At 67.1% G+C, this 26,070-nt stretch carries 18 protein-coding genes; 9 read left to right on the top strand and 9 right to left on the bottom strand.

Annotated features, from left to right (window positions below):
* Positions 1–152: 152 nt before the first annotated feature.
* Together OV287_RS22770 and OV287_RS22765 are read right to left on the bottom strand one after the other, a co-directional pair.
* Positions 153–1,100 (bottom strand): beta propeller repeat protein, encoded by a 948-nt coding sequence (locus tag OV287_RS22770; protein WP_267536141.1) that lies wholly within the window; start codon positions 1,098–1,100, stop codon positions 153–155.
* 14 nt (positions 1,101–1,114) lie between these two features.
* Entirely contained in the window at positions 1,115–1,780 is a 666-nt protein-coding gene (locus tag OV287_RS22765; RefSeq protein WP_267536140.1) for a hypothetical protein, read from the bottom strand.
* Between the two features lie 332 nt (positions 1,781–2,112).
* Here OV287_RS22765 and OV287_RS22760 point away from each other — a divergent pair, with 332 nt between their 5' ends.
* The 4 genes from OV287_RS22760 to OV287_RS22745 all read left to right on the top strand — a co-directional run bounded on the left by OV287_RS22760 (position 2,113) and on the right by OV287_RS22745 (position 9,656).
* Complete coding sequence (locus OV287_RS22760; protein ID WP_267536139.1) at positions 2,113–4,200, top strand: mucoidy inhibitor MuiA family protein; 2,088 nt, start codon at positions 2,113–2,115, stop codon at positions 4,198–4,200.
* Between the two features lie 10 nt (positions 4,201–4,210).
* Positions 4,211–5,776: a mucoidy inhibitor MuiA family protein gene (locus tag OV287_RS22755; protein WP_267536138.1), complete on the top strand. Its 1,566-nt coding sequence runs from the start codon at positions 4,211–4,213 to the stop codon at positions 5,774–5,776.
* Between the two features lie 67 nt (positions 5,777–5,843).
* On the top strand, positions 5,844–8,528 hold the full coding sequence (locus OV287_RS22750; RefSeq protein ID WP_267536137.1) for a PQQ-dependent sugar dehydrogenase: 2,685 nt from the start codon (positions 5,844–5,846) through the stop codon (positions 8,526–8,528).
* Positions 8,529–8,813: 285 nt separating this feature from the next.
* Entirely contained in the window at positions 8,814–9,656 is an 843-nt protein-coding gene (locus OV287_RS22745) for a phytanoyl-CoA dioxygenase family protein (RefSeq protein WP_267536136.1), read from the top strand.
* A gap of 51 nt (positions 9,657–9,707) precedes the next feature.
* Here the strand turns inward: OV287_RS22745 and OV287_RS22740 are convergent, their stop codons facing one another.
* Positions 9,708–10,256, bottom strand: coding sequence for a DUF2378 family protein (locus OV287_RS22740; protein ID WP_267536135.1), 549 nt, complete (start codon positions 10,254–10,256; stop codon positions 9,708–9,710).
* A gap of 339 nt (positions 10,257–10,595) precedes the next feature.
* On the opposite strand from OV287_RS22740, the gene OV287_RS22735 reads away from it, so the two are divergent.
* Positions 10,596–11,201: a YybH family protein gene (locus tag OV287_RS22735; RefSeq protein ID WP_267536134.1), complete on the top strand. Its 606-nt coding sequence runs from the start codon at positions 10,596–10,598 to the stop codon at positions 11,199–11,201.
* Here the strand turns inward: OV287_RS22735 and OV287_RS22730 are convergent.
* The 3 genes from OV287_RS22730 to OV287_RS22720 form a co-directional block, all read right to left on the bottom strand.
* A complete protein-coding gene (locus OV287_RS22730) occupies positions 11,180–11,449 on the bottom strand; it encodes a hypothetical protein (RefSeq protein WP_267536133.1) in 270 nt (89 codons plus the stop codon). The two genes, OV287_RS22735 and OV287_RS22730, sit on opposite strands and share 22 nt — an antisense overlap.
* 327 nt (positions 11,450–11,776) lie before the next feature.
* Complete coding sequence (dctP, locus tag OV287_RS22725) at positions 11,777–12,664, bottom strand: TRAP transporter substrate-binding protein DctP (RefSeq protein WP_267536132.1); 888 nt, start codon at positions 12,662–12,664, stop codon at positions 11,777–11,779.
* A 386-nt stretch (positions 12,665–13,050) separates the two neighbouring features.
* Complete coding sequence (locus OV287_RS22720) at positions 13,051–13,362, bottom strand: hypothetical protein (protein WP_267536131.1); 312 nt, start codon at positions 13,360–13,362, stop codon at positions 13,051–13,053.
* A 369-nt stretch (positions 13,363–13,731) separates the two neighbouring features.
* Between OV287_RS22720 and OV287_RS22715 the strand changes: the two genes are divergently transcribed.
* The 3 genes from OV287_RS22715 to OV287_RS22705 all read left to right on the top strand — a co-directional run bounded on the left by OV287_RS22715 (position 13,732) and on the right by OV287_RS22705 (position 15,966).
* The gene (locus OV287_RS22715) at positions 13,732–15,243 is read left to right on the top strand and encodes an ABC transporter substrate-binding protein (protein WP_267536130.1); all 1,512 of its coding nucleotides are present in this window, start codon (positions 13,732–13,734) and stop codon (positions 15,241–15,243) included.
* Positions 15,244–15,348: 105 nt separating this feature from the next.
* Positions 15,349–15,579, top strand: coding sequence for a hypothetical protein (locus OV287_RS22710; protein WP_267536129.1), 231 nt, complete (start codon positions 15,349–15,351; stop codon positions 15,577–15,579).
* A 213-nt stretch (positions 15,580–15,792) separates the two neighbouring features.
* Entirely contained in the window at positions 15,793–15,966 is a 174-nt protein-coding gene (locus tag OV287_RS22705; RefSeq protein ID WP_267536128.1) for a hypothetical protein, read from the top strand.
* 12 nt (positions 15,967–15,978) lie between these two features.
* On the opposite strand, the gene OV287_RS22700 is transcribed toward OV287_RS22705, so the two are convergent.
* Positions 15,979–17,397 (bottom strand): serine hydrolase domain-containing protein, encoded by a 1,419-nt coding sequence (locus tag OV287_RS22700; protein WP_267536127.1) that lies wholly within the window; start codon positions 17,395–17,397, stop codon positions 15,979–15,981.
* Between the two features lie 271 nt (positions 17,398–17,668).
* On the opposite strand from OV287_RS22700, the gene OV287_RS22695 reads away from it, so the two are divergent.
* A complete protein-coding gene (locus OV287_RS22695; protein ID WP_267536126.1) occupies positions 17,669–22,969 on the top strand; it encodes a trifunctional serine/threonine-protein kinase/ATP-binding protein/sensor histidine kinase in 5,301 nt (1,766 codons plus the stop codon).
* A gap of 896 nt (positions 22,970–23,865) precedes the next feature.
* On the opposite strand, the gene OV287_RS22690 is transcribed toward OV287_RS22695, so the two are convergent.
* Together OV287_RS22690 and OV287_RS22685 are read right to left on the bottom strand one after the other, a co-directional pair.
* Positions 23,866–25,401, bottom strand: a complete 1,536-nt coding sequence (locus OV287_RS22690) for a P-loop ATPase, Sll1717 family (protein WP_267536125.1) — start codon at positions 25,399–25,401, stop codon at positions 23,866–23,868.
* Between the two features lie 257 nt (positions 25,402–25,658).
* On the bottom strand, positions 25,659–25,928 hold the full coding sequence (locus OV287_RS22685; RefSeq protein ID WP_267536124.1) for a hypothetical protein: 270 nt from the start codon (positions 25,926–25,928) through the stop codon (positions 25,659–25,661).
* Positions 25,929–26,070 lie beyond the last annotated feature (142 nt).

Raw genomic sequence — 26,070 nt, 5'->3', positions numbered from 1 at the left:
GGCGACCAGCTCCGAAAGGTGCGAGGAGGAACGAATACCCCACTCTCGCACCGTTCAATGCGCCTCGTCAGCCAAGGGATGAACCGCATCCCGCCGAAGAACGAGAAACTCCGGCTCGGGCCCAACCCCCATGGGCCCGAGCCGCGAGCACCTCAAGGAGACGCTGGCTTCGTCCTCCGCACGACGGCCCCATCCGAACCGACCGCCCAGATGTCCGATTCGCTCGAGCCCCAGACTGCCTCGAGGTCGGGCGCATCCAGGTCCCAGCGCAACTCCTCGATCCAGGCGCTTCCATTGAAGTGCCAGACCACTCCCCCATTCGCTACCAGCCAGAGCTTCCCGCCACCGCCCCAGAGGCCGTTCCAATTAGAGGGGACGTCATCCGAGGGGAACGACGGCAACTGCTTCCAGCCACTCGCATTCTTGAAGAGCAGGGCCGGCTCCAGGGCATACATGTCACAGAGCACCCAGAGCTCGTCGGGTCCGCTCCCCCACCCGTCCACGCAGTCCGGCTCCGAGCCCACCTCCGGGTTCACGACGCTCCAGCTCGCCCCCGTCCAGTGCAGCAAATCGCCGTCGAGCGACGCCCCTATCAGCCAGACATCTCCAGAGCCACTGCCCCACAGGCGTGAGTTCGCGCCAGACCCGGTAGGGAGAGGGCGCTCACTCCAGGTCTTCCCGTCGAAGTGCATGGGACTGTTCAAGTAGCGGGTGCCACCGGAGCCCGGAACAATCCAGACATCGCTCGGGCCACTGGCCCACACGTCGACGAACGGGTTGTCCACTCCGACGTTCACCCGGGACCACCGGACTCCGTCCCAGTGCAGCACGGTGCCGCGCTCGCCCACGGCCCACGCGTCCTTTGGCCCCACGGTCCACACCGCGTGCAGGTCCACGCTCATGCCCGAATCCACTACGGACCATTGCGTGCCATCCCAGTGGATGAGGGTCCCCAGCCGGCCCACCGCCCAGACATCATTCGAGCCGCTGCCGTGAATGGACTCGAGCGTCTGCGTCGTCTTGCTGTCGGCGCGTACCCATTCGCTCTCGCGCGCCCCTCCACACCCGGCGAGCACTCCGCAGGTGGCCAGGAGGGCCATGAACAGGGCTCGCCTCACAGGTCCTCCCGCCCGGTGAGGGCCGCCGGCTTGCCAGGGAGGAACTCCACGTGCGTCCCGCTGAAGGCAATGAGCGGGATGCCCGCGCCGAGCAACGCCGCACCGCCCCCGATCGCGGCCCACGGCAGGAGTTTATCACCCGCCAGTGACGGGCTCCCGATGGAGGGCACTCCTCCGGAACCCATGCCCTCGACGAGAAGGACGATCGCGCCCAACGCCAGGGCGGAGGCCCCCAGCGCGGTCGACGTCCACCCGAGGAACCTCAGCGCGGAGTTGCCCGGCTTCACACGCAGGGTGATGTCCTCCCCACGGCCCAGCAGCGAGAAGCGCTGGGAGGCGGGGATTCCACTCCCCGCGATGAAGAAGTCCGAGCGCGGCATCGGAATGAGCGTGTCGCAGGGGGCGAAGCACTCGCGCTCGTACTCGACGATTCCGACCGCCGCGGCGCCCCTCGACGTCGCAACGGTCCCCACCCCCTCTCCAGTGATACGGAACAGCTCGACCTCCGAAGACTCCGTCTCGATGTGCAGGCGGACCTGCTCCGTCCGCCCCTCGATACCGCCCCAGCCCTGTCCCGCGGTGCGCAACAACTCGAGCCTCGGCGCGTCCGCCTGCGCGAGCGACGTCGAAGCGGCGAGACTCAGGGCAATCATCCAACTCATGGCACTTCCTCCCAGGTGAGAGGCCAGACGAGTCCCGTGAGCGGCGGTCGTGTTGCCGCGCCGCCACCCCGGGAGGTCTGGCCGTCGTGTCGTGTGACGCCCTCTTGAATGGGAGGACCCCTGGGTTTTTTTGAACCGATTTATTTTTTCTCGGGCGCCGTGATGGAGCGCTCGGGGCGTCCAATCATCGTTTCATCACGGTTACCTCATTCTTCCATCCGCCCTCGGAAAGGGGGTTCTCCGCACGGGGTGGGAAGCGTTACACCTTCTGCATGTCTGTCATTGGATTGTCGGCACTGACCGCTCTCTGGCTCGCGGCCGTGGAGGCCCCCGTGACTTCGGTCACGGTCTACAGTGATGGGGCGCGTGTAGTGCGCACCGCCCGGGTGAACGTCTCCGGCTCCCAGGCCGTGGAGTTCCCCCCACTTCATAGCGCCGTCGACACCTCGAGCCTCCGGGTAGAAGCCCAGGGCGCCGAGGTGACCCGCGTGGAGTGGCGCACTTCAACTCCCGAGGCCCTGCCCACCGCCGAGGCCCGCCAGCTCGTCGCCGAGCTGGAGCGCTTCGAGGAGCAGCTCACGCAGATCCGCACCGAGCGCTCCGCGTACCTCACGCAGCTCGACTCGCTCAAGCAGGCGCGACCCGATCCCTCGGCCAACGAGGCACCCAAGCTGGACGCCTCGGGTTGGAAGGCCTCCACCGACTTCGTGGAGGCGGCCACCGCCCGCGCCCAGACGAAGGTGCGCGAGCTGACCTGGCGCGAGGAGACGCTCATCCGCGACAGGGCGCAGCGGCGCGAGGAGGCGCGGCAGACGGTCGGCGCGTCCCTGCGCGAACGGTTGCAGGTGGTCGCCACGGTCTCGGGCCAGGGCGCCGCCACGCTCACGCTCACCTACTTCGCCCAGGGCGCGCGCTGGTATCCCGCCTACGAGCTGCGGCTCGAGCCCGAGTCCAACCGCGTGGAGGTGGCCTTCGCCGGCCGCGTCAGCCAGGAGACGGGCGAGGACTGGGAGGATGCGGCGCTCACACTCAGCACCGCCCTGCCCTCCTCCTTCACGCCCGCGCCCCAGCTCGCCACCTGGAAGATTGGCCAGCGCGAGCGCTTCATCCCCACGCCCGCGCCCGTCCCCGACTCCTGGCGCGGCCCCCCCGCCCCTACTCCTCCGCCTCCCCTGGCGCCGGGCGAGGACACCCGACTACGCGAGCGGCTCTCTACCTTGCTGGGCCAGCCCCCCGCTCCCGTGGCCCAGACGCCTCCCCTCGCCCAGCAGTCCCAGCAGTCCCCACGTCCGTCGTCACCCGGGAAAAGCACCATCGTCGGGACCGTCGTGGACGCGGAGACCAAGAGACCCTTGATGGACGTGGTGGTGACGGTGACCTCGCCCAGCCTCCAGGGCGAGCAGGTTGTGGTGACGGATGCCCGGGGTCAGTACCGCATCCCCGAGCTCCCCCCGGGCATCTATGCGATGCGCTTCGACAGGGAGGCGTTCAGGCCCTTCTCTCGCTCGGAGATTCAGCTGCGCCTCGAGCGCACCATCCGCGTGAACGTGGAAATGCTGCCCGACAGCCTCAGTGAGGCGATCGCAGTCACAGCGAGGCCTCCCACCATCGACGTGGGCTCCAGCAGCACGGGCATCCACATCGAGTCGGGCTACGTCGTCGACTCGCTGGGAGCGGGCAGCCCTGGGAGAGGAACGCCCATGTTCCCCGAGCTGCCCCCGGTGAACGTCCCAGTGGGGCTCGAGCCACCGGCGGGCTGGCGGAGGCCCTCGTTGGATTCACGGCTGCCGGCCTCGCTCGCGGGAGGCCAGGCGCTGAGCTTCCCCGCGCAACGCCGCGAAACGGTGCGCAGTGGCCAGGGCGAGCGGCGCGTGCCCCTCTTCACCGAGACCTGGCCCGTGCAGGTGGAGCGCGAGCTGTTTCCCGCTCTCACCGCCAATGCCTTCCTCGTGGCCCAGCTGCGCAGTCCGTCCAAGCAGGTGCTGCCCGGGGGCGAGGCCCAGCTCTTCGTGGGCGCGGACCCCTCGGGCCAGGCCCAGCTCAAGCTCGTGTCTCCGGGAGAGCCCTTTACCCTGCCGCTGGGCATCGACCCGGCGGTGCGCCCGGTGCGCAACGTGCGGCTCGTCACCTCCGAGAAGGGCTTCATCAGCAAGGACGACGTCACCGAGTACGCCGTCACGCTCGAGGTGGCCAACCCCTACCCCTTCCCGCTGTCCGTGCGCCTGCATGACCAGTGGCCCCTGCGGTACGACAAGAATGTGGAGGTGAAGCTCGTCAGTACCGAGCCCTTCGCCGAGCAGGACGCCGACAAGGGGACGCTGGAGTGGCGGCTGTCCATTCCGCCCTCGAGCAAGCGCGAGGTGACCTTCCGCTACACCGTGAGTCACCCCAAGAACTGGCGTCTGCAGCAGAGACAATAAAGGAGCCACCATGAACGCCCTGCCCTTGATGATGTTGGCGCTCGCCGCCCCCGCGAAGGTGTCCTCCGTCGTCGTCTATCCGGACCGAGCCGCGGTGACGCGCGTGGAGACCGTACAATGCTCCGGCCGCGGACTCGCCGTCTTCGACTCGCTGCCCCCCGCGGCCGACCCCGCCTCCTTCCGCGCCCGCTCCGACACCGCCACCGTGGAGAGCCTCGTGGCCTCGGAGCAGGCCGTGAAGGGCCCCTTCAGCGCCGAGCTCCAGACACTGCGGGACAAGCGCGAAGCCCTGGAGCACGAGCTGTCCGGGCTCAAGGACACCCTCGCACGGGCCCAGGCGCGCAACGCGCTGGGAGAGCAGCTCGACGCGGTGGCGGTGACACGGGTGACGCGCGAGTTCGCCGAGCCCCGGCCGGACACCCGCGCGTGGACGCAGGCCTTCGACACCGCGCTGGACGTGCGGCTGCGCGCTCAGGCGGACCTGCGCTCGGCCTCCGCCCGCACGCACGAGGTCCAGCGGGAGCTGGAGGCACTCCGAGCCCGCGAGAACTTCCTGTCCCAGTCGGCGGCGCGGATGGAGCGGCGGGTGGAGGTGCGGCTGGCCTGCGGCGCCGCTGGCCAGGCCCGGGTGGAGCTGGACTACACCGTGGGGGGCGCAGGGTGGACGCCCTCCTACGAGGCGCGCTCCGACGAGGCTTCGGGCCAGGTGGAGCTGTCCACCTACGCCACCGTGCGGCAGACCACGGGCGAGGACTGGACGGGGGTGCGCCTGGCGCTCTCCACCGCCCGGCCTCCGGCCAATGCCTCACCGCCCACGATGCAGCCGCTGCGGTTGTCGGCCTTGGAACAGGGCCGCGAGCGCAAGGTGCTGGTGCGCCGCGACGAGTACCAGCAGCATGCCGAGGCCGGTGCCGCGGAGCCCGTGCAGCAAGAGGGCGCACTGCTCGCGGCCTCGCAGGGCCTGTCCGTGCAGCTGCAGGTGCCCGAGCTCGCGCAGGTGAGAGGCGATGGGGGAGACGTGCGGCTGCGCGTGGCACGTACGAAGCTGCGGGCCACCTTCCTCTGGCGCGCCGTGCCCAAGCTGCGCCCCGTGGTGTTCCGCGTGGCTCGACTCGTCAACAGCGCGCCCTTCGCGCTGCTGCCAGGGAGCGTGGACCTCTTCAGCGCCTCGGGCTACATCGGCCGGCAGAACGTGGAGCACGTGCCCCAGGGCGGGCCCTTCCAGCTCACCTTCGGCCTCGAGGAGTCGCTGCGCGTGGAGCGTGTGGTGGTGGAGGAGATTGCCCACGACAAGGGCTTGTTCGACGGCAAGCGCCGCTTCCGCTACACCTACCGGCTCGACCTGGCCAACTTCCGTCCTGGCCCCGAGGTGGTGGAGGTGACCGAGCAGCTGCCCGTCTCCGAGCTCGAGGACGTGAAGGTGGAAGTGGAGTCGAAGACGACCGCGGGCCACGAGCTCAACACAACGGATGGCTTCCTCACCTGGAAGGTGAAGCTCGCACCCGCCGAGCAGCGCTCCGTGGACGTGGCCTTCCACGTGGACGTTCCCTCCAGCTACGACATGGGCGGCCTGTAGCCTCTGGGACGAGAGCGTGAGGGCGAACTCACGTAGTGAGTGGGATCCGCACTGTTAGTGTCATGGCATGCGCTCATCTCGTGCAGGCCTCGCTCTCCTCTCGCTCCTGGCTTCTCCAGCTCTGGCGACCGTTCCCAATGGCTTCCAGGAAACGGCCTACAGCTCCTCGTCGCTGACTTACGCCACCGGGTTGGCGTGGGCGCCCGATGGCTCGGGGCGGCTCTTCATCCTCAACAAGCATGGCACCGTGCGCATCGCGACGATGCGCGATGGGGAGCTCGTCACCCAGAACAACACGCTGGTGACGACGGTGTTCGCGACGGAGTCCGTGCACACCAACAGCGAGTGCGGCCTCATCGGCATGGCGTTCGATCCGAACTACGCCGTCAACCGCTACGTCTACCTGTTCGTGACCGCCACCGCCTCCAAGCAGCAGATTGTCCGGTACACGGATGCCAATGGCGTGGGCACGGCGCGCACGGTGCTCATCGACAACCTGCCCACCGCGGGAAACAACCATGACGGCGGAGCCGTGGGCTTTGGTCTGGACGGGAAGCTGTACTGGGCCATTGGCGACCTGGGCAACGACTCAGGGGTGGACGCGGATCTCACCTCACTGGCCTCCAAGGTGGGCCGCGCCAATCCGGATGGAACCCCTGCCAACGACAACCCCTTCAATGACGGGGTGGGCCCGAACAACGAGTACATCTGGGCGCGCGGCTTCCGCAACCCGCTCACCTTCACCTTCCAGCCGGGCACGGGGAGGCTGTGGGTGAACTCAGTGGGGACGGACTACGAGCAGGTCTTCGTCGTCGGCGAGAGAGACCACGCGGGCTACAACGACTACGAGAACAACCAGCCAGCGGGTTACATCACCCCGGCCATCAAGTACCGCACCAACAATACGGATACGCGCAATCTCACCACCTCGGGGGGCGCCGTGCGCAGCGGGGGCATCGTCACCTTCACCACCACGGAAACCCACGGCTTCCGCAAGGGCGAGGCGATCACCGTGGCCGGTGTGACGGACACGAGCTTCAACGGAACCGTGTACGTGGCCAGCACTCCGAGCGCCGACAAGTGGACGGCGGTGCAGGCGGGGCCGGATGCGAACAGTGGTGGAGGCACGGCGAAGACGCAGCACCTGGGGGGCTCCATCACCGGGGGCGTCTTCTACGACTCCACGCTCTTCCCATCCGAGTACCGAGGCAACTTCCTCTTCGGGGACTACAACTCCCACCGGCTGGTGCGTGCCACGCTGGCCGCGGATGGAACGGTGGCCACGGTGGACTCGTGGGGCACGGACTTCTACCAGGCCGTGGACATGGATGTGGGGCCGGACGGCGCGCTGTACGTGGTGGGGGTCACGTCGAACAGGATCACCCGGGTCAAGCCCGAGGCGCCCGGACAGAAGCTCATCGTCTCGGCGCTGAACCACGCGGTCGTCGAGAGCGGAAGGATCGTCTTCACCGTCCGCCTGGCGGAGGCTCCTACCGCGGATGTCACGGTCAACGTGCAGCGGGCCTCGGGCGATGAGGACCTGACCCTCTCGAGCGGTGCCCAGCTCCGCTTCACAGCAGCCAACTGGAACCAGCTCCAGACGGTCACGATCGACGCCGCCGAGGACGCGGACATCAACCCGGATACCGCGCTCTTCACCGTGTCCGCGGCAGGGCTCGACACGGAGACGGTCCGGGTGACCTCCATCGACAACAACGGGGCACGGCTCGTGCTCTCCACCGTGGAGTTGACGCTGGACGAGGGCGGGAGCGGCACCTTCACGGTGGCGCTGTCCAAGCGGCCCACGAGCAATGTCTCCGTCACGGTGGCACGGACCTCGGGCGACACGGATGTCTCTGTCAGTGGAGGCGCAACCCGGACCTTCACCCCGTCCAACTGGAGCACGCCCCAAACCGTCACCGTGGCAGCCGCCGAGGACGCGGACAACCTGAGGGACACAGCGACGATCACCGTGGCAGCAGTGGGCTCGGACGCACGCACCCTGTCCGTCACCGTGCAGGACAATGAGCCGTTGGAGCCAACCATCACCTCTACGCCCATCACCCGGGCAGTCGTGGGAGCGCCATACCGCTACGACGTGGTGGCGGAGGGGCGACCCGCGCCGACGTTCTCGCTGACGAGCAGCATTCAGGGGCCGATCATCGCTGAGAGCACGGGCTGGCTCACCTGGACGCCCCAGGAAGTGGGCACGGTGGACATGTCGGTGTACGCGAGCAACGGCGTGAGCCCGGACGCGGTGCAGTCCTTCCAGGTCACCGTGAAGGCGGACGAGCCGCCACAGGCGGTGCTGACACGGCCCGCGCCGGGCGAGGTCGTCTCCGGAACGATGGCGGAGTTCTACGGGGACTGCGTGGACGACTTGGGCTGCACGAGAGCGGAGTTCTACGTGGATGGAGTGCTGGAGAGCACGGACGCGCAGGACTCCGGGCACTACCACTATGGCGGCGAGCACAACCGGTGGGACACGACCTCGCTGAAGGAAGGGGTGCATCAGGTCCGCATGGTCGTCTACGACACGACGGGGCGGAGTGCCTCGGCGGGGACGTGGGTGTGCGTGGGGACTGGCCCGTGCGCCGCTCCCGAGCCGATGGATGGCGGGACGGGGCCGGTGGATGGCGGATCGAACCCCGGGACGGAGGTTCCCGAAGGCGGGTGTGGCTGTGGGGCGGGGCCGGGCGGCGCGTTGGCGTGGCTCGGGCTGGTGCTGTTCCTGAGACGGAGACGGGCGTAGGTCGCTTGTTCCTTCTGGCGTGAGGGCGCAGCGGCCAGCTCGCCCCTCTACGCCGTGCGCCGGCGCCGCAGCTCGGCCAGCACCTGGCGCAGCCGACCCGCCGTCCACTCGAGCTCCTCGCGTGGCAGGCCCGCCCCGAGCGCCACCAGTCCGCCCTGCGTCTGGTTCTACCGAATCTCACGCAGCCACCTACCCATGCAAACGTAGGGGGAGCAACGGCAACGCACGGAGGGGTGACTTACACGCAGCGGGTCCTTTGATACGGTCCGCCTCATGGGAGTGGACATGGATCGAGCTAGAGACTTCGCGCGACAGGGTTTCCTCGTGCTGCCCGGATTCGTCTCAACGGCAGCCTGCGACGCCTTGAAGGCCCGGGCGGAAGAGCTGGTAGCCGGCTTCCGGCCGGAGACTGTCTCCGTCTTCTCCACGCGCGACCAGACCCGGACCTCGGACGAGTACTTCCTCGCCTCGGGGGATGAGCTCCGCTTCTTCTTCGAGGAGGACGCCTTCCGGCCCGATGGCTCGCTGCGCCAGGACAAGGCGCTGTCCCTCAACAAGATTGGCCACGCCCTGCACGACCTCGACCCCCTCTTCGACAGGTTCTCCCGCACGCCCGAGCTGGCAGGGCTGGCCTCGGAGCTGGGCCTGAAGCAGCCGTTGCTGCTCCAGTCGATGTACATCTTCAAGCAGCCTCACATCGGGGGTGAGGTCAACTGCCACCAGGATGCGACGTTCCTGTACACGGAGCCGTCCACCTGCCTGGGCTTCTGGTTCGCGCTGGAGGACGCCACGCTGGAGAATGGCTGTCTTTGGGCGCTGCCCGGCGGGCACACGCTGGGATTGAAGAAGCGCTTCGTGCGCGCCGAGGGGGGCGGCACGGCGTTCCAGGTGCTGGACTCCACTCCCCTGCCCAACGAGGGAATGGTGCCTCTGGAGGTGAAGAAGGGCACGCTGGTCGTGCTCCACGGGCTGCTGCCCCATAAGAGCGGCGCCAACACCTCGTCCAAGAGCCGCCACGCCTACTCTGTCCACCTCATCGATGGCACCGCCCACTACCCCAAGGACAACTGGCTGCAACGCGCGCCCACCCTGCCGCTCCGGGGCTTCGGCCCTGTCTCGAACGGATGAACAGGTGGGCGGTGAGCCACTCGGCGAACGAGCCCTTGGCGCGCCACCTGCTCAGAAGGAGATGGCGTAGGTGCACTGGTGGCCGTCGAACCCCGCAATCTCCACCCGGGGGTTCGCCGTGCCAGAGGTCCTCAGCGTGGCGGACACCGTGCCCGCGATGAAGTGGGGCGAGATTCCCACTTCGTTGACCCAGAGCCGGAACCGGCCTGGGCCCAGTTCCTCCAACTTCGACTGCATGTAGTTGTTGGCGTACTGGAACGTCTGCGACATCCGCCCCAGTGCGCGCTTCGGGCCAAGCAGCTTCAGGACGCCCACGATGGCGGGGCCCATCAGCGTCTCGCTGAACGAGTCCACCATCCGCTCACCCAGCTCGAACCAGGCCCGCTCCTCGGGCACGCCCGAGTAGAGGTCCTCCACCACCAGGCGCATCGTGCGCAGCCACACCTCACGCGGGTAGCTCGGCTTCAACTTCGCGTCCAGATCGATGCCCTCCTCCTTCACTCGCGCCTTCAGCCGCGGGCTGAGGCGTCCCTTCAGCGCGCGGGAAAACATGGCCTCGACGGTGACGTCGTAGACGAGAGGTTCTCGGGGCGTCGGCACGGAGCGGAGACTCCTGGGTACAGACGGGCGAGCGAAGGCCGCTATCACCGAACAGTGTCGCGCCGATGAAGTGCCAGGGGCGACATCACGGTCAGCGGCAGCTCGAAATTCAAAGGCGGGTTCCTGGATGGCTATACCTGCTCGATGACAGTCGTGGGCAGGCTCTCGCCTCATCCCTGAAGACGTCGCCGTCCAACGGCAAGCTCGTGCCGAAGGTTCCGGGCCAGTGCGCCTGCTCCCCTTCACTGCACGATAATTTTAAGTTTGCAATAATTTTATTACATTGCGGTACGAATGTCACCCAGCTTGCTAGAGTTCCAGGTGTTGCACCCTCGCTGCATGACGCAACGAGGGCCAGACCCGGGCAAGTCCATGAACGCCAAGAAGCTCTCCATCCCGCTCCTGACCCTCCTCTGCTGCGTGGCCATGCCCCCCCTCGCCGGGGCGACCCCAACCAAACCGGCCCAGCGACAGAAGACCCAGACCAGTCCGAGCACGCAGAGCCTGCTGACCACCACCGACGAGCAGGCCATCCGCCAGGCGGTCGAGGACTACGCGAACGGGTTCATCGTGGAGGACCTGCAGATGCTGCTGGATCTCTGGGACACGACGGACCCCGATGACCTGTCCTACATCGCCACGGAGATCGACGTGCCCATGGACGATCTCACCACCTTGAGCACGTACTACCAGAGCATGCTCTCGAGCATCAGCATCATCAGTGGGAATGTCACCAACCTGCGCATCTTCCCCAAGGGCACGGACGCGGCCTACGTCTACTGCAACTACACCTGGGTCTACTCGTACAAGCCGGTGAACTCGACGAGCCCGGTGTTGACGCAGCCCACGCGCGCCACCTTCCTGCTGAAGAAGCGCAACGGGCAGTGGCTCTATCAGCACTTCCACGAGTCCATCCGGTTCCATTACGTGCCGCCCAGCCCCTGAGCCAGGGCCAGGAGGGCGTCCCGGGCACCACCGGCAGGTGGAGGAGCCCCGACGCCTTCGACATCTGCCAGCCGGTGGGCGCATGCATCGTGCGGGTGACGGTCAACGGCGAGCCGCTGGATGACAGCGGACAGGCCATCGCCCCCACCACGAGTGCTTGCCTCGAGCGGCTGCGCGGTGACGAGCGGGATGCCCTCACGGACGACAACGGTGAGTGTCAACGGAGTTGTCGCGAGAAGCTGACTCAACCCGCTACCCTCGACATTGCACTCATTCGGACGCGCTCTCCGGGGTCTCGTCGCTTCAGCGGGTGAATTCTTCTCTCCGAATGAGCCCATCCATCGACGGCACTTCGAGCAGTCGCAGAACGTCACCGGCGTGAGCTCGAGGGTGATGCCTTGCCGCACTGCCGCACTGCGGCACATGCACATCCGCCGGTCTTCATCATGCGTCGCCGTATAGCAACACCGCGGGTGTGACTGAAGGAGTGGCGCGCAACCTCCCGCGGGCGAAGACGTCGCAGCCGAACGTCCTCCTGAGCAGCTCGGCCCGCTGCACTCGCGATGGCATGACCGCTACTTCGCGAGGCCTTCGAGCTTCGTGACGAGACTCGGCGAGAACGTGTCCTGAGCGAGGCGCTGGCGCGTCTGCTTGAACACTTTGTCCCACTTCGCCTTCTCAGCGGCCGTGAGGGTGATCACGGTCATGCGCGACTTTATGCGCCCGTAGGAGGCGTCATCCTCGCTGCGAACTCTCTTCGTGAGCGCGGCCGCGGAGATCTTCCCCGTGTCGGTGAGGATCGATCGGAGATCCGCTGGGAGCGCATCGAGGCGCTTCGACGAGACGACGATCGCGCCGATGGCCAGGGCGCTCGTGTCGTCGACGATGTGGTCGAACTTCGACGCCCACTGGTGCTGCTCGGCCTCGAGCGCGGGGACGTTCATGATGTTGATCGCGCCCTTGTCGAGGTTCGGGGACACCTCGGGCACGTTCAGCGCCACCGGCGAGACGCCGCCGATCACCTTGAACAGGGCCGGCTGGATGGCATCGTCGCGACGCGTATAGGGCTTCTTGCCCTTGATATTGTCGGGAGACCGGACCGCGAAGCCCTTCGACATGAGATGAACCGAGCCGACGTCGCACCAGCCGAGGACTCTGAAGCCGGCGTCCGCGAAGGCCTTGTCGAAATCGGCCGCCATCGCGTCGCGCGCCTTGTCGAGCTTCTCCCAGGTCGTGAACAGGCCGGGCATCTGGAGCGCCAGGACAGGCGGATGAATCTTGCTGAGGCCGGCGGCCGTCACCACCACCCCGTCGAGCTGGCCGGCCTTCATCTTGTCGACCATCGCCCCCTCGTCCCCACCGTTGTAGAAGAACTGCAGCTCGAGATTGCCGCCGCTCTTCTCTCTCACGGCCTTCTCCCACACCGAGAAGACCTGGCCCCATGGGCTCGACTTCGGAGCCATCGTTCCTATCCTGATGACCTCCCCTGCGTCCGCCTGCCCTGCAATGCCCACTCCGGAGAGGAGCGTTAGAACACCCAGGAGCTTGATTGCCGTTCTACGCAACATCATTTTGAAGCTCCTCCCGATCCGAGTTGAAGCGCTCGCGGGGTTTGAAGATGAAAGATGTGAAGGGATGGGTTGCACGGGCCATGCCGGGGCGGGACCTCGAGCAACTCCGTGAAAGGATGAGCCTCGGGCTCGGAACCGGAGGGATGCGCCCGTGCTGACGTGTCGGTTGACGCGTCAGCCCTGGACGTTGACAGGTCACCGGGGCAAGCCCATCACTGCTTGAGCCTGCTTCTCGCACGGGCTCCGTTCACACTCAGCGGTAATGCCCGTATGGCTTATCACGTGACATCATTCTCACCGGACGAAACGATATGAAGAAAATCGAATGGCTTGCTCTTGCTGCTGTTGCCGCCGGCATCCTGTCCCTGGCCTCGGTGCCACAAAATGCGCCCCCAAGCAGGTGAGGAGGGGGCGAGCGCGGCACCTGAGGCAGCGGTCAGCAAGGAGCCGAAGAAGAAGCGGATGCCGCGAGTGGACCAGGCGAAGCTGCTGCGCAAGACGTTCGCATTGGATGTCTTCACCTGTGCTTGGTGTGCAGGCAGGCGCCAAGTGTTGGCGTACCTGACGGCACCCAACGCCGTGCTCGCCATTCTGGAGCACCTGTCCCTGCCCACTCGGCCTGGGGGCCACCTGGGCCAGCGTGTGCCCAATGGCGCTGCACCTCGTCTCCTCCGGCCCAGCGCACTGCCCTCGTTGCTCCCGTCAGCATCCCTCCTCTACCCCTCGGCTCCTGCCCTCTCCCTCCACACCGCCCCCATCCCGCCTATACGCAGTCACCAGGAGGATGGCGCCAGGCTTACGGAGGCCGTTGCCGGGCTCACCCACCGACAAGCGCGTTTGCTTTCACAGCCCTCGAGGGAAAGTTGAAATCGAAGCGCTCCCGGAAATGTCAGACCAACCCGGTATGAATCTCCTTGCGCGGCGCCATTCAGGGCGTCGCCGAAAGGGTTGCACTCACAATGCATAATTCATTGATTACCCTCGGGCTTCTGGTCGGCATGACAGGGGTCGGCTGCGCGGGTCTCGACGAGGCCGAGGCGGTGGACTCCTCCGTGTCGGCGGACACGGCCTCTCAGGTCACCCAAGGTCTGATCACCCATGTCACCGGCACCAGCCCGGTGACCTTCGTCGCCACGTCGGGCAACGAGACGAAGCCAAACGACCAGTCCGCCACGTCGGTGGTGGCATACATGCGGGACTCAACGACCGGGGCGTTCACGGCCTATCCGGGCACGGGCTCTGCGGACGGCACCATCTCCGTGCCGAACGTCCCTTCCGGCCGCATCTACCTGAAGCTGGGCTCGCGCTACCTGGTGAGCACCGGCCGCGCGTTCGATCTGGGCTCCACGGAGTGGGGCCGCGATGGCACCTTCGCCTCGCTGCCTACCCCCGTGACGGTGTCCGCCACCAGCCTGTCTCCCTGGCAGCCGGGGGACTTCCTGGACATGTATTCGTTGAACCCGGGCGCGTTCGGCTACATCGACGGCAGCGCCACGGGGCTCCCCCTGGCGGGCGCCACGTCGCTCTCCGGGCTGAGCTTCGATTACGCCAACATGCTCAACCCGGTGCTGCTCGACAGCGGCCTCGGGGATGTGTTCTCGCTGGCGCAGATGCGGTTGCAGACGAGCGCGAATGGAGTGCCCTACCACGCGATGCACAAGGTGCTCGACACGAGCATGGCGCAGGTGGAGGGCCAGCCCGTCACCGTCAGCGGCACCTTCACCCAGCCCGTCGCGACAGGCACCTTCGCGGTGGACTGGAGACGCTCGGCCTTCGAGGCCATGCGCACCCAGGTGAACCCGGGCGCGGTCAGCACGTACAACGAGATCTGGATGTCCGCCCGGCCGGCCGCGCTGAGCTCGGCGCTCGCGTCCATCAGCGGGCCGCCACTGCTCGTGACGCTCAATCCTGACGCGCAGCGGACCGACATCGTCACGGGGAGCATGACCTACAACAACCCGCTCCCGGCGACGTGGCAGAAGGTGGCGCTCGCCGCCGCGGGCTTCACGAAGAGCTACGCGCTGGGAACCGCGACGCCCTACACCATGAGCGTGGACATCCGCGTGGATCAAGAGGCGAGCGCGTTCACCGCCGCGCCCGTGCAGCCCCTCGTCGGGCCGGTGCAGGCGCCCCAGGTGAACACGCGCGGCGCGTTCCAGAACCTCACGGGCGTGGGGACCGACGCCTCGCTGCGCTGGTCGAAGCCGCTGGTCGGCACGGCCACGAACTACGTGGTGAACATCTACCGGCTAGGCGCGAGCAACGGTTCCACCACCGCGACGCGCGTGGCGGTGCTGCACACGGATCTCCAGAGCGTGTACCTGCCCCCGGACGTGCTGCAGGCGGGCCAGACGTACTTCGCGGAGATCCAGAGCTGGTACCAGCCCGGCTCGGACCTCGCGACGAGCCCGTACAAGCGCTCGCTGCCTCGAGGCCGCGCCAGCGTGCTCACCGGCATGTTCAGCCCGTAGTCGCTGAAGTCCTGGGAAGGAAGGGAGCCCACTCCCTCTCTTCCTCACAAGCCGCATCGCTTCAGCGAGGCTCTGCGCGCCCCCTCCGTCATGGCCCGGGTGGTGATGGAACGCGCCTGTGACGCGGCGTGGGTCGATGCGGCGTTCCATGAGCACCGAGGCCGGCAGTTTGAGCGCGAGTTGCTGTTCTCCGATGTCGTTGACCGCATGAGCCTGGTAGTGGCGTACCTGACGGCACCCAACGCCGTGCGCGCCATTCTGGAGCACCTGTCCCTGCCCACGCGGCCTGCTCAGCTGGCTGCAGCGCAGGGGCCACCTCAGCACGCGTGGTGTTGAGTCTCGGGCAGTCACGCTGCCCCACGCCCACTCCCCTGCGTCCTCCCCCTGGGGGCCACCTGGGTCAGCGTGTCCCCAATGCGGCTGCACCTCCTCTCCACCGGCCCGGCGCACTTCCCTCGTTGCTCCCGTCAGCAGCCCTCCTCGACCCCTCGGCTCCGCCCTCTCCCTCCACACGGCCCCCTTCCCGCCTATGCGCAGCTGCGTCTGGTCATGGGCGAGCTGCAGGTCGCCGACGTGCGCGCCCAGGTCATGCTCTCGCTTCGCACCGACTTCGAGAACTACACCACCTTCACGCCCGTGCCCCACCACGAGAAGTCCGTCCAGGCCATGCTCGACCAGGTCATCGCCTGGGGTGGGGCGTTGAAGCCGTTGCGCGAGAAGTGACGCGGCCGTCCGTCATTCCCACGCGTATTCCAGGTCGAGAATCTTCCCCGCCGGCTCCATGCGGAAGGTCCACTTCAGCGAGACATCCGTGCCGTACACCGCGCGATAGACGCGCTTGCGCTTGTCGCCGTCCTGCTGGTCCTCGAGCAGCATCAATCGGCGCAGCGGCGGCAGGAGCGCGTTGCCCGGGGTTCCGAATCCCTGGAGGATGGGCAGCAGCTCCTGCTGGGCGCTCGGCGCGAAGGCGGCGGCGTCGAGCGTGCCGTTGAACAGGCCTTCCATGGCTCCGCGGTGCACCGCCATCAGGGCCGGCTCCGCGTCCGGGATGCCCGGTGCATCCAGCTCCGGCAGCGGCGGCAGGTAGTGGCTCGCGACGACGGGCGCCAGCATGGGTAGCAGTCCCATCGCGTTCGCCAGGACGATGACCGTCAGCTTCTTCTCCGGAACGCGCAGCACGTCCCCCAACGCACCGCCCCCGGAATGCCCGAACGTCTTCAATCCCCGCAGCGTGCCGTGGGTGAAGGCCACGCCGAAGTCACCCTCGCGGCCGTCGTTCAGCTTGAAGGCCGTGGCGGCCTCACGCTGTGATTCGGGGCTCAGCAGCGTGCCCTGGTCCATGGCCACGGCCCAACGGGCGAGATCCTTCACACAGGAGAACACTCCGCCCGCGGAATAGGTGTGGGGCGGGTAGAGGAACCAGGAGCGACGCTGCGCGCCGTCCACGTAACGGTAGGTGGTGGCCCGGCGCGGGATGACATCGGCGATGCGTATCAGCCCCTGCTGCCGCGCGTGCTCGTAGCGCGTGCACGTGAATCCGAGCGGCTCGAAAAGGCGGCTGCGCAGCAGCTCCTCGAAGCCCTGACCCGTCACCTTCTCCAGGACATGGGTGAGCACGACGAAGTCCGTGAGTCCATACGCGCTGCGCTCACCAGGCGTGTACTCCAGGGGCCCCTTCCGGGCGGCTTCGTACCGCTCGGCGACCGAGGCGTTGCTGTTCGTCTGCTCTTCGGAGCCTTCCTTCAGGCCCGAGGTCACGCCCGACGTGTGGGCGGCGAGGTGCCGCACGGTGATGCCCTTCCACGTCTCGGGTGCGTCGGGCAGGTACTTCGAGAGCGGCTCGTCCAGGCCAAGCTTCCCCTCCTGCACCAGCAGCATCACCAGCGTGCCGGTGAAGACCTTCGTGGCGGAGGCGAGTTGGAACGCGGTGTCCGCTTCACTCTTCGCCCCGTCTTCCAGGTCCGCGAGGCCGTACGTGGAGAGCTTCTCGAGGTGTCCGTCGCGGACGACGGCCACGGCCGCGCCGGGGACATGGTTCTTCTCCAGGACGGTCTGGACATAGGTGTCGGTGGAGCGCGCGGCCTGGGGGGTCGCGCAGCCCGCGGAGAACACGAGGGCGGGCAGGAATAGGAGGGCCTGGGTGCTTGAGCGCATGCGGCCCCGGCTAGCAGTTGAAGGCAGGTCTGTCGACTCTGGAGCACCTGTCCCTGCCCACTCGGCCCCTCCACGACCCCTGCCCTCTCCCTCAACTCGGCCCCCTTCCCGCCTATACGCCGATCGTGCTCATGGAAGTATCCAGCGAGTATACCTATCTCGACCGTTCCCCGGGCGTTGAGTACCTGAGTACGAGAGCAGCCTGCTGACGCTCTACAATGAGAAGTACTCCCGCCGGAACGTTCACTGACCGCCCCCTGGCCGCCCCCCTATGCTCAACATCCCTGGATACACTCTTCGAGGGGCCATTCAGGCCACTGACACCAACATGCTGTTTCATGCGGTGCGCGATGCCGACGGCCTACCGCTCATTCTCAAAACCCCGCTGGCCTCCTCCCCAGGCCCTCGCGAACGGGAGCGCTACCGCCGCGAATTCGGGATCCTCCAGCGAATCCAGGACGTACGGGGAGTCCCGCGCGTTCATGCGTGCGAGCAACTCCAGGACCGGCCGGTGCTGCTGCTGGAGGAAATCGAGGGCATCCCGCTGTCCCAGCTCACCGGCAGGCCGCTCGGGGTGCCTCGCGTTCTGGAGCTGGGCATCGCCCTGGCGTCGATCGTCGCGGAGCTCCACCAGCGCGGCATCGTTCACAAGGACATCAAGCCTTCCAACATCATCGTCATGCCCTCGGGTGAGACGCGGCTGATCGACTTCGGCACCGCCAGCCTCCAGCTCATCGAGCATGTGGATGCGCTGCACGGCTCGTTGCTCGAAGGGACGCTGCAGTACATGTCTCCGGAGCAGACCGGGCGCATGAACCGCTCGGTGGACCACCGCACCGACCTCTACTCGCTGGGCATCACCCTCTACGAGTTGCTGACGGGCAGCCGCCCCTTCCATGGGCGGGATGCACTCGAATGGATTCATGCCCACATGGCGCAGGCACCGCAGCCGCCCATCGAGCGGGTGAAGGAACTGCCCCCAGTGCTGTCCGCCATCGTGCTCAAGCTGCTGGCGAAGGTGGCGGAGGAGCGCTACCAGAGCGCCGAGGGGTTGCGGGCGGATCTCGAGCGGTGCCGGGAGTCACTGCTGCGGGGAGCGCCGGAAGACTTCGTGCCCGGCATGCAGGATCTGCCCACGCGCTTCCAGCTCCCGCAGCGGCTCTACGGGCGCGACACGCAGGCGACCATGCTGCTCCAGAGCTTCGAGCGGGTGATCCGGGATGGCCGGCCGGAGCTCATCCTGGTGTGCGGCTACTCGGGCATCGGCAAGTCCTCGGTGGTGCACGAGCTGCACAAGCCGGTGGTGCGGCAGCATGGCTTCTTCCTCAGTGGCAAGTTCGATCAATTCCACCAGGACATCCCCTACTCCACCCTGGCGCAGGCCATTCGAGGGCTGACGCAACAGTTGCTCTCGGGCACGGACGAGGAGCTGGCGCGCTGGCGCAAGCACCTGAACGAGGCGTGGGAAGGCCAGGGCCAGGTGCTCGTGGACGTAGTGCCTCAGCTGGAGCTCGTCGTGGGCCAGCAGCCCCCCGCTCCGCCGCTACCGCACGCCGACGCGCACGCCCGCTTCAACCAGGTCTTCCGCAGGTTCCTCGGCGTGTTCGCCACCGTCGAGCACCCGCTCGTGGTGTTCCTCGATGATCTCCAGTGGGCGGACCAGGCCAGCCTCCAACTGCTGCAGCACCTGCTCACCCACCCGGAGACGCCGCCGGTGCTCTGGATCGGCGCCTACCGCGACAACGAGGTGAGCCCCTCGCACCCGCTGGCGATGGCGCTGGCGGAGCTGTACAAGGCCGGCGCTCGGATGACGGAACACCAGCTGGAGCCGCTGAGCCTCGAGGAGGTGCAGCGGCTCATCGCGGACACGCTCCCCGGAGCGGACGAGGGAGTTGTCGCTCCGCTGGCGACGCTGGCCCGGGAGAAGACGGGCGGCAACCCCTTCTTCCTCCTGCAGTTCCTGCTGACGCTCAACCAGGATGGCCTGCTCACGCGCACCCCCCAGGGCTCGTGGCGCTGGGATGTCGAGGGTGTCCGCGCGAAGGGCTACTCCGACAACGTCGTCGACTTCATGGTGGGCAAGCTGCGCCAACTCCCCACCGAGACGCAGCACCTGCTGCGGCTGGCGGCGTGCGTTGGCAACCGCTTCTCCCTGCGGCTGCTGGTCCTCACCTCACTCCTGGAAGAAGTGTCCGAGGTGGAGCGGGGCTTGGAGCCCGCTCTCAAAGAAGGCCTGATCACCCGCACCGGCGCCGAGCAGTACCGCTTCCTCCACGACCGCATCCAACAGGCGGGGTACTCCCTCATCCCCGTGGAGGAGCGAAAGGCCGTCCACCTGCGCATCGGCCGCCTGCTCCTGGCGGGACTGCCTCCCGAGGAGCTCGAGCAGAGGCTCTTCGACGTGGTGAGCCAGCTCAACGCCGGGGTGGAGCTGATCCTCAATTCGACGGAGCGTCACCGTGTGGCGCTCCTGAACGCCGAGGCGGGCAAGCGGGCTCAGGCCTCGACCGCGTTCCGCGCGGCCGCGGCCTACCTGGCCACGGCGTTCCAGCTCCTCCCTGGCAATCCCTTGGAGACGGCCCACTCGCTCGCCTTCCAGCTCCGGCTGGATCAGGCGTCCTGCGAGTTCATGAGTGGCCATGCCACCGAGGCGCGCCAGCTGGTGGAGGAGTTGCGGCCCTGGGCACGTACCCAGACGGAGGTGGTGGCCATCTACCGCCTGAAGAACGATCTCCACATCGCCGCGAGTGAAATCCAGCCCGCCCTCGACAGCCTCTTGGAGGGCCTTGCGCTGCTGGGCATGCCCATGCCGGCCCACCCCACCTGGGAGGACGTGGTGGCCGCCAATGACGAGGTGTGGCAGCTGCTGGGAGATCGTCCCATCGAGAGCCTCGTCGAGCTGCCCCGGATGACGGAGCCGGACATGGAGGCGGCCATGAACCTGCTGGCCGCCCTGTATATCCCCTCGCTCCTCACGGACCGCAACCTGCTCATCCTGCACCTCTGCCGGCTCGTCTCTCTCAGCCTCCGCCACGGCAATACGGCCGCGTCCATTTCGGGCTATTCCTCGTATGGGGTGGTGCTGGGGCCCGCCTTCAAGCGGTACCGGGAGGGGCACGCCTTCGGCCAGCTCGCCTGCGAGTTCGTCGAGCGCCACGACCTGACCGTCCTCCGCGGCGCGGCGCTCTACAGCATGGAGATGCTCTGCTGCTTCACGCGGCCGCTCTCCATCGCCCTGGACTTCATTCGCCGCGCCTTCCATCACGCGCTCAAGGCCAGTGACTTCCAGACCGCTGGCTATTGCTGCAACCACATCGTCACCAATCGCCTGGCCCTGGGGCATGATCTCGAGGAGATCCATCAGGAGTCCGTGGCGCGCCTGGACTTCGCGCGCAAGGCCGGCTTCCTGGACGTGCGGGACGTCGTCCACTTCACCCAGCGCTACGTGCAGCAGCTGCGGGGCCTCACGCCCGTGTTCGGCTCGCTGAGCGGAGACGACTTCTCCGAGGAGTCGTTCGAGGCCACGCTGACGACCGCGCGCATGAGCATCACACGGTGCTGGTACTGGATCATCCAGATGCAGGCTCGCTACCTGAGCGGCGCGTACGCGGAGGCACGAGAGGCGGGCGCGAAGGCCGCCGAGCTGAGCTGGTCCTCGACGGGCCACATCCAGTTGCTGGACTTCCACCTCTTCCACGCGCTGACCCTGGCCGCCTGCTTCGCCACGCTGGCGCCCGAGGAGCAAGGCCCGGTGCTCGAGCTCATCCAGCAGGACCACCAGCAACTCTTGGAGTGGGTGGGCTCTTGCCCCGAGACCTTCCGCGCCCCCGAGCGACTGGCCTTCGCGGAGCTGGCGCGCGTCATGGGCCGGGATGCCGAGGCGTTCCGCGCCTACGAGGAGGCACTCCAGGCGGCGCGCGAGCACGGCTTCATCCAGTATGTCGCCCTCGCCAGCGAGCTCGCGGCCCGCTTCTGGTTCGACCGTCGGATGCCCACCATCGGGGATACCTACGCGCGCAAGGCCCAGGAGGCGTGGCTGCGCTGGGGAGCTCGCGGGAAGGCCCGGCACCTGGAGGGCGAGTGGCCGCACCTGATCACTCCGACGCGCGGAGAAGAGACCGCCACGGACACGGACTCGGCGCAGATCGACGCGCTCACCGTGGTGAAGGCCCAGCAGGCCATCTCCGGGGAGATCGTCCTCGAGCGCCTGGCGGACACGCTGCTGCGCATCGCCATCGAGAACGCTGGAGCGCAACGCGGCGCCCTGCTGCTACCGCGCGGCGAGAAGCTCTCGGTGGTGGCCGTGTCGGGTAGCGCACCAGAGGACTCCACCACCGACTCGGCCAAGGACGCCGTGCCATGGACCGTCGTCTCCTACGTCCGGCGGACGCGGGAGAGCGTGCTCATCGGCGATGCATCCCAGCCCCACCCCTTCTCGGAGGATGAGTGGCTCCAGCGGGGCAGAATCCGCTCGGTGCTCTGCATGCCCTTGCTGCGCCAGGAGGAGTTCCGCGGGGTGCTCTACCTGGAGAACAGCCTGGCCACCAACGCCTTCACCCCGGCGCGCAGCATACTGCTGGGGCACATCGCCTCGCAGGCCGCCATCTCCATCGAGAACGCGCAGCTGTACACGGACGTCCAGCGCGCCGAGACCGCCCTGCGCCGCGCCAATGACGAGCTGGAGAAGCGCGTGGAGGAGCGCTCGCAGCAGCTCAGGGACGTCAACAACCAGCTCGTTCAGTCCGCCCGGCGCGCCGGCATGGCGGAGATCGCCACCAACGTGCTGCACAACGTGGGCAACGTCCTCAACAGCGTCTACACCTCCTCCCAGCTCGCCAGGGCTCTGGTGGCGCGCATGCGCCTGGAGCATGTGGGCCGCGTGGCCGCCCTCCTCCAGGAGCACCAGACGGATGTCGGCACCTTCCTCTCCCAGGACGAGCGCGGGCGCAATCTGCTGCCCTTCTTGAGCAAGCTGGGTCAGAACCTGCTCGACGAGCGCCAGGAGCTCTCCGAGCTGCTCGAAGACGTTGGCCGCTACACCGAGCACATCGGGGACATCGTCAAGGTGCAGCAGGACTATGCCCGCCCACCCCGGCTACACGAACCCGTGTCGTTGGCGGAGCTGGTGGAGGACGCGCTGCGCATCAACTCGGCCGGGCTCTCCCGCCACCAGGTGAAGGTGGTGCGCCAACTGGACTCCCTGCCCGCCGTGCTCACCGACAAGCACAAGACGCTGATGATCCTGGTCAACCTGGTCAGCAACGCCAAGTACGCCATGGATGAAATGCCTCCGGCCGAGCGCATTCTCACCGTGAAGCTGGCGCGGACCAGCGCCGAGTCTCTGCACATCGCGGTGCGCGACAACGGCATGGGCATCGCACCGGAGATGCGCACCCGCATCTTCCAATACGGCTTCACCACCCGCCCGGGAGGGCATGGCTTCGGCCTGCACTCCAGTGCCCTCGCGGCCCAGGAACTGGGTGGCTCCCTGATGGTCCACAGCAAAGGAATGGGACACGGAGCCACCTTCACGCTGGAGCTCCCCTATCTCCCTGCCCAGGAGGCCGCATGACCCACCGCACCGGGGCTGCTTTCGAGGCACGCCTGGCACTGTGCTGCAGGGAATGCGCCTGGTACGCCTGCAGTGCGTATTCCGGCCAAGGTGAGCACTCGTTCCAGCCCACTCGGCCTGCTCAGCTGGCTGCAGCGCAGGGGCCACCTGGGCCAGCGTGTCCCCAATGCGGCTGCACCTCGTCTCCTCCGGCCCGGCGCACTTCCCTCGTTGCTCCCTTCAGCATCCCTCCTCTACCCCTCGGCTCCTGCCCTCTCCCTCCACTCGGCCCCCTTCCCGCCTATGCGCAATGCGGGTGTTCGACTTCAAGGTCCTCCAGGACCTGGGCGTGCCGCTGGCGAAGTGAGTCAGGGCCCCCCAAAAACGAATCCCCCACGGAGCCATGGGCCCTGTGAGGGACTTGTTTGCGCCCGGGCACGCCTCGCGGCCCGGTTTAATGAGGGGTGAAGGAGCCCAGAGCTACTGCCCCTGGAGCTTCCAAATCGACCCTTGGCCATCAATTCCTTCGAATGTCCGCGGGCCAGGAGAAGACACGATCGGTGGAGCGAGGCATGCCGCCGCTTCCACACGAATAGCCCCACACGAGCAACGGCCAGACTGTGAGGTGGCCGAATGCGACACGCTGCATCATGCCCATGACTACCTCCTTTAAACTGCCCACGAACAATGGTTTCGAGCTCCAAACTGCCCACGAACAATGGTTTCGAGGCTGGCCTCGTCCGTCGAGCGGCCAACCCCGTACACAGGCCTCTTTTTTTGTCTGAGTAAAGACGGCTGGAGTGGCGTTTCTTGGAAATGCCCGGGAGTACCAGGGACATGTCTGCTCGCTGAACAAGCTACCGGACGTCTCACGGGAACGGCCGCCTGCCATGCGGGCGCCATTCCCTGGAGCGCGGTCAACTCCTCCGGGGCGCGGGCTTGATCTGCAGGAGATGACTGCGGAAGACCGGATGCACGTCCCACCGCGCGGCCCGGGCCTCGTTGACGTGGGCCGGGTCCGTCAGCTCCGGCCTGTCCGCGAAGGTCAGGTGCCGGTAGCCCCGGGGCTGGTTCGGATCATCGACCCGCGCATTGATGAAGCCCGTCTCGAAGAGGAGCGCGAGGAGCTGCTCCGCTGCGTCGTGCGAGTCGGGCCGCAATGACTTTCCACGGACCTGGATGGAGAAGCGGGACGGGAGCTTCGCGAGATGCTGACGGAGCTCGTCATACCTGAGCTCGAAGGAGAGCGTGCAGAAGGACTCCGCGATGCCAGAGAATTGGGGACAGGTCTTCCCCACCTCGGTCGCGAGATCATCGAGCCGTGTCTTCGAGAAGCGCGGCAGCGCACGCGCGACGTCCGAGCTCGTGATTCGCGCCTGCTGTCCGGCTCCCGGCGGCGTCTCCGCGAGACGGGCCTTGGCCGTCTGCAGGAGGAAGGAGACGAACTGGATCAGATCCCGCGCGCGCTCCCGGGAGTTGGTCACCAGGAAGGACCTCCAGCCGCGTGTGTGGCCTGGACCAGCCCCGGGGATCTGGACCTCACTGCCCTCGAAGAAGAGAGACCAGGGGTCTCGCACCGGCGCCTTGGAGGCCTTCTCCGCGGCCTTGAAGATCCGGCGCTGCACGATGGAGTCGAGCAGCGCCTCCGACCCCCTCAGGTGCAGGACGCAGCCGTGGAAGTGGTCGAGCGTCTCCCGGTTGCCCACCGGGTCTCGCAGCCGCGTCCACACCTCGGAGCGCAGCGTCGCGACGACCTTGATCTGGGGGACCCTGCTGGCCAGGTCCCGCAGCGCGTGCAGCATCCCCCAGATGCGGTTGAGCTCCTTCGGCTCATCGGGCGACGCTACCTGGTCGGTGTCGTCGAAGAGGAGGAGCATGACCGACGAGCTTGCCTCCATGTGGCCGGTGATGGAGCCCAGCAGCGAGGCATCCGACGTTCCACCGGCCAGATCCCTGGCGAGCTGGGCGAAGTCGATGTTGGTGGCGGGTCTGGCAACCGCGGACAGCAGCTTGACCCCACGCTCGATGAAGTCTTCTTCGATGAGCCCCTCCTTCAACGCCTCATCCCGCAACTTCTTGTCGGAGTTGCGGAGCAGCCCTCCCAGCTGGGTACCGATATGCACGGCCACGGCCCTGACCAGGCACCGGAAGAGCGTGCGCTCGATGGTGGAGAGATCGTAGTGGCCCTGCAGCGGCCGGAGATCCAGGTCGCTCGGCGTCAGGAACAGGGCGGGGAGCTTCTGGGCGCGCGTGGCCTCGTAGAAGCGGTGGAGCATGGCGCTCTTGCCGATGCCCTTCGCGCCAACCAGGATGCGTGGGTTCCCCTCCGGCAGATTGAGCACCTCCGCCATCTGCCCCGTCGGGATGAACACCTCCTTCAGGATGCGCTTCTCACCTTCGGCCGTGCCAGAGAAGAAGTAGGGGGCCAGGACGTCGAGCGGCGTTTGAGGCATGGCAAGCTCCCCCCTGCTGACTGTATGTCAGGCGTGGTTCTCCCAGATCCGGCCTCTTTGTAAAGCGCCCCCCCAGCCGAGGGCTCAAAACCACACGCCAGGACACGAAGGGACTGAGAGGGAAATGCGAGACTGCTGACGCTGCAACGCGGCACTGATGCTCATGACACGCGGCCGGCGCAGCTCGCCCCGGCGCAGGGGCCTGCGCAGATGCTCACCGAGCCCGCTCCAGGTAACTGGAGCGGGCCGTGTTGTCACTAGCAGGACTCTTCCGAATACACCTGGCGGTACGATGTGCGCAGGCCTTCCCGCGTAGGCGTATTCCCGCACCAGCAGTGTTCGACGCCGACCTCGGTGGTGTAGGTCGCGTCGCTGTAGTACACGACGATGTATTGGGTAATGCAAATGAGCCGGTCCTCCCGAGTCGCGAGGCTTGGCTGCTCAGTCTCCAATCCGTCCTCCTCGACTCCGCCGCAACCTGCGAGGAGCCCAGCAGCGAGTGCGCCTGCGACGACGTATGCCTTCATGCTTTCTCCGAACGCGCGTTTGGCTTTAGCGCTTTTCTAATTTAGCTCGAATGGTGTCGTCGCGGGAATCGATCTCGCGTCTTTCGCAGTGGCCGGAGCGACTCGGGCGGGAGCAGACTCACCGGCCAGCTGATGGGTCACA

Source organism: Archangium lansingense, assembly GCF_026626635.1.
Lineage (GTDB): Bacteria > Myxococcota > Myxococcia > Myxococcales > Myxococcaceae > Archangium > Archangium lansingense.
This window is presented reverse-complemented; position numbering and strand designations above follow the sequence as displayed.

Excerpts from the sequence above, each read along its gene's own strand:
- OV287_RS22770 (WP_267536141.1), bottom strand. The coding sequence starts at position 1,100 with ATGGCCCTCCTGGCCACCTGCGGAGTGCTCGCCGGGTGTGGAGGGGCG.
- OV287_RS22765 (WP_267536140.1), bottom strand. The coding sequence starts at position 1,780 with ATGAGTTGGATGATTGCCCTGAGTCTCGCCGCTTCGACGTCGCTCGCG.
- OV287_RS22755 (WP_267536138.1), top strand. The coding sequence starts at position 4,211 with ATGAACGCCCTGCCCTTGATGATGTTGGCGCTCGCCGCCCCCGCGAAG.
- OV287_RS22750 (WP_267536137.1), top strand. The coding sequence starts at position 5,844 with ATGCGCTCATCTCGTGCAGGCCTCGCTCTCCTCTCGCTCCTGGCTTCT.
- OV287_RS22745 (WP_267536136.1), top strand. The coding sequence starts at position 8,814 with ATGGATCGAGCTAGAGACTTCGCGCGACAGGGTTTCCTCGTGCTGCCC.
- OV287_RS22735 (WP_267536134.1), top strand. The coding sequence starts at position 10,596 with ATGACGCAACGAGGGCCAGACCCGGGCAAGTCCATGAACGCCAAGAAG.
- dctP (WP_267536132.1), bottom strand. The coding sequence starts at position 12,664 with ATGGCTCCGAAGTCGAGCCCATGGGGCCAGGTCTTCTCGGTGTGGGAG.
- OV287_RS22720 (WP_267536131.1), bottom strand. The coding sequence starts at position 13,362 with ATGGCGAGCACGGCGTTGGGTGCCGTCAGGTACGCCAACACTTGGCGC.
- OV287_RS22715 (WP_267536130.1), top strand. The coding sequence starts at position 13,732 with ATGCATAATTCATTGATTACCCTCGGGCTTCTGGTCGGCATGACAGGG.
- OV287_RS22710 (WP_267536129.1), top strand. The coding sequence starts at position 15,349 with ATGGAACGCGCCTGTGACGCGGCGTGGGTCGATGCGGCGTTCCATGAG.
- OV287_RS22705 (WP_267536128.1), top strand. The coding sequence starts at position 15,793 with ATGGGCGAGCTGCAGGTCGCCGACGTGCGCGCCCAGGTCATGCTCTCG.
- OV287_RS22700 (WP_267536127.1), bottom strand. The coding sequence starts at position 17,397 with ATGCGCTCAAGCACCCAGGCCCTCCTATTCCTGCCCGCCCTCGTGTTC.
- OV287_RS22695 (WP_267536126.1), top strand. The coding sequence starts at position 17,669 with ATGCTCAACATCCCTGGATACACTCTTCGAGGGGCCATTCAGGCCACT.
- OV287_RS22690 (WP_267536125.1), bottom strand. The coding sequence starts at position 25,401 with ATGCCTCAAACGCCGCTCGACGTCCTGGCCCCCTACTTCTTCTCTGGC.
- OV287_RS22685 (WP_267536124.1), bottom strand. The coding sequence starts at position 25,928 with ATGAAGGCATACGTCGTCGCAGGCGCACTCGCTGCTGGGCTCCTCGCA.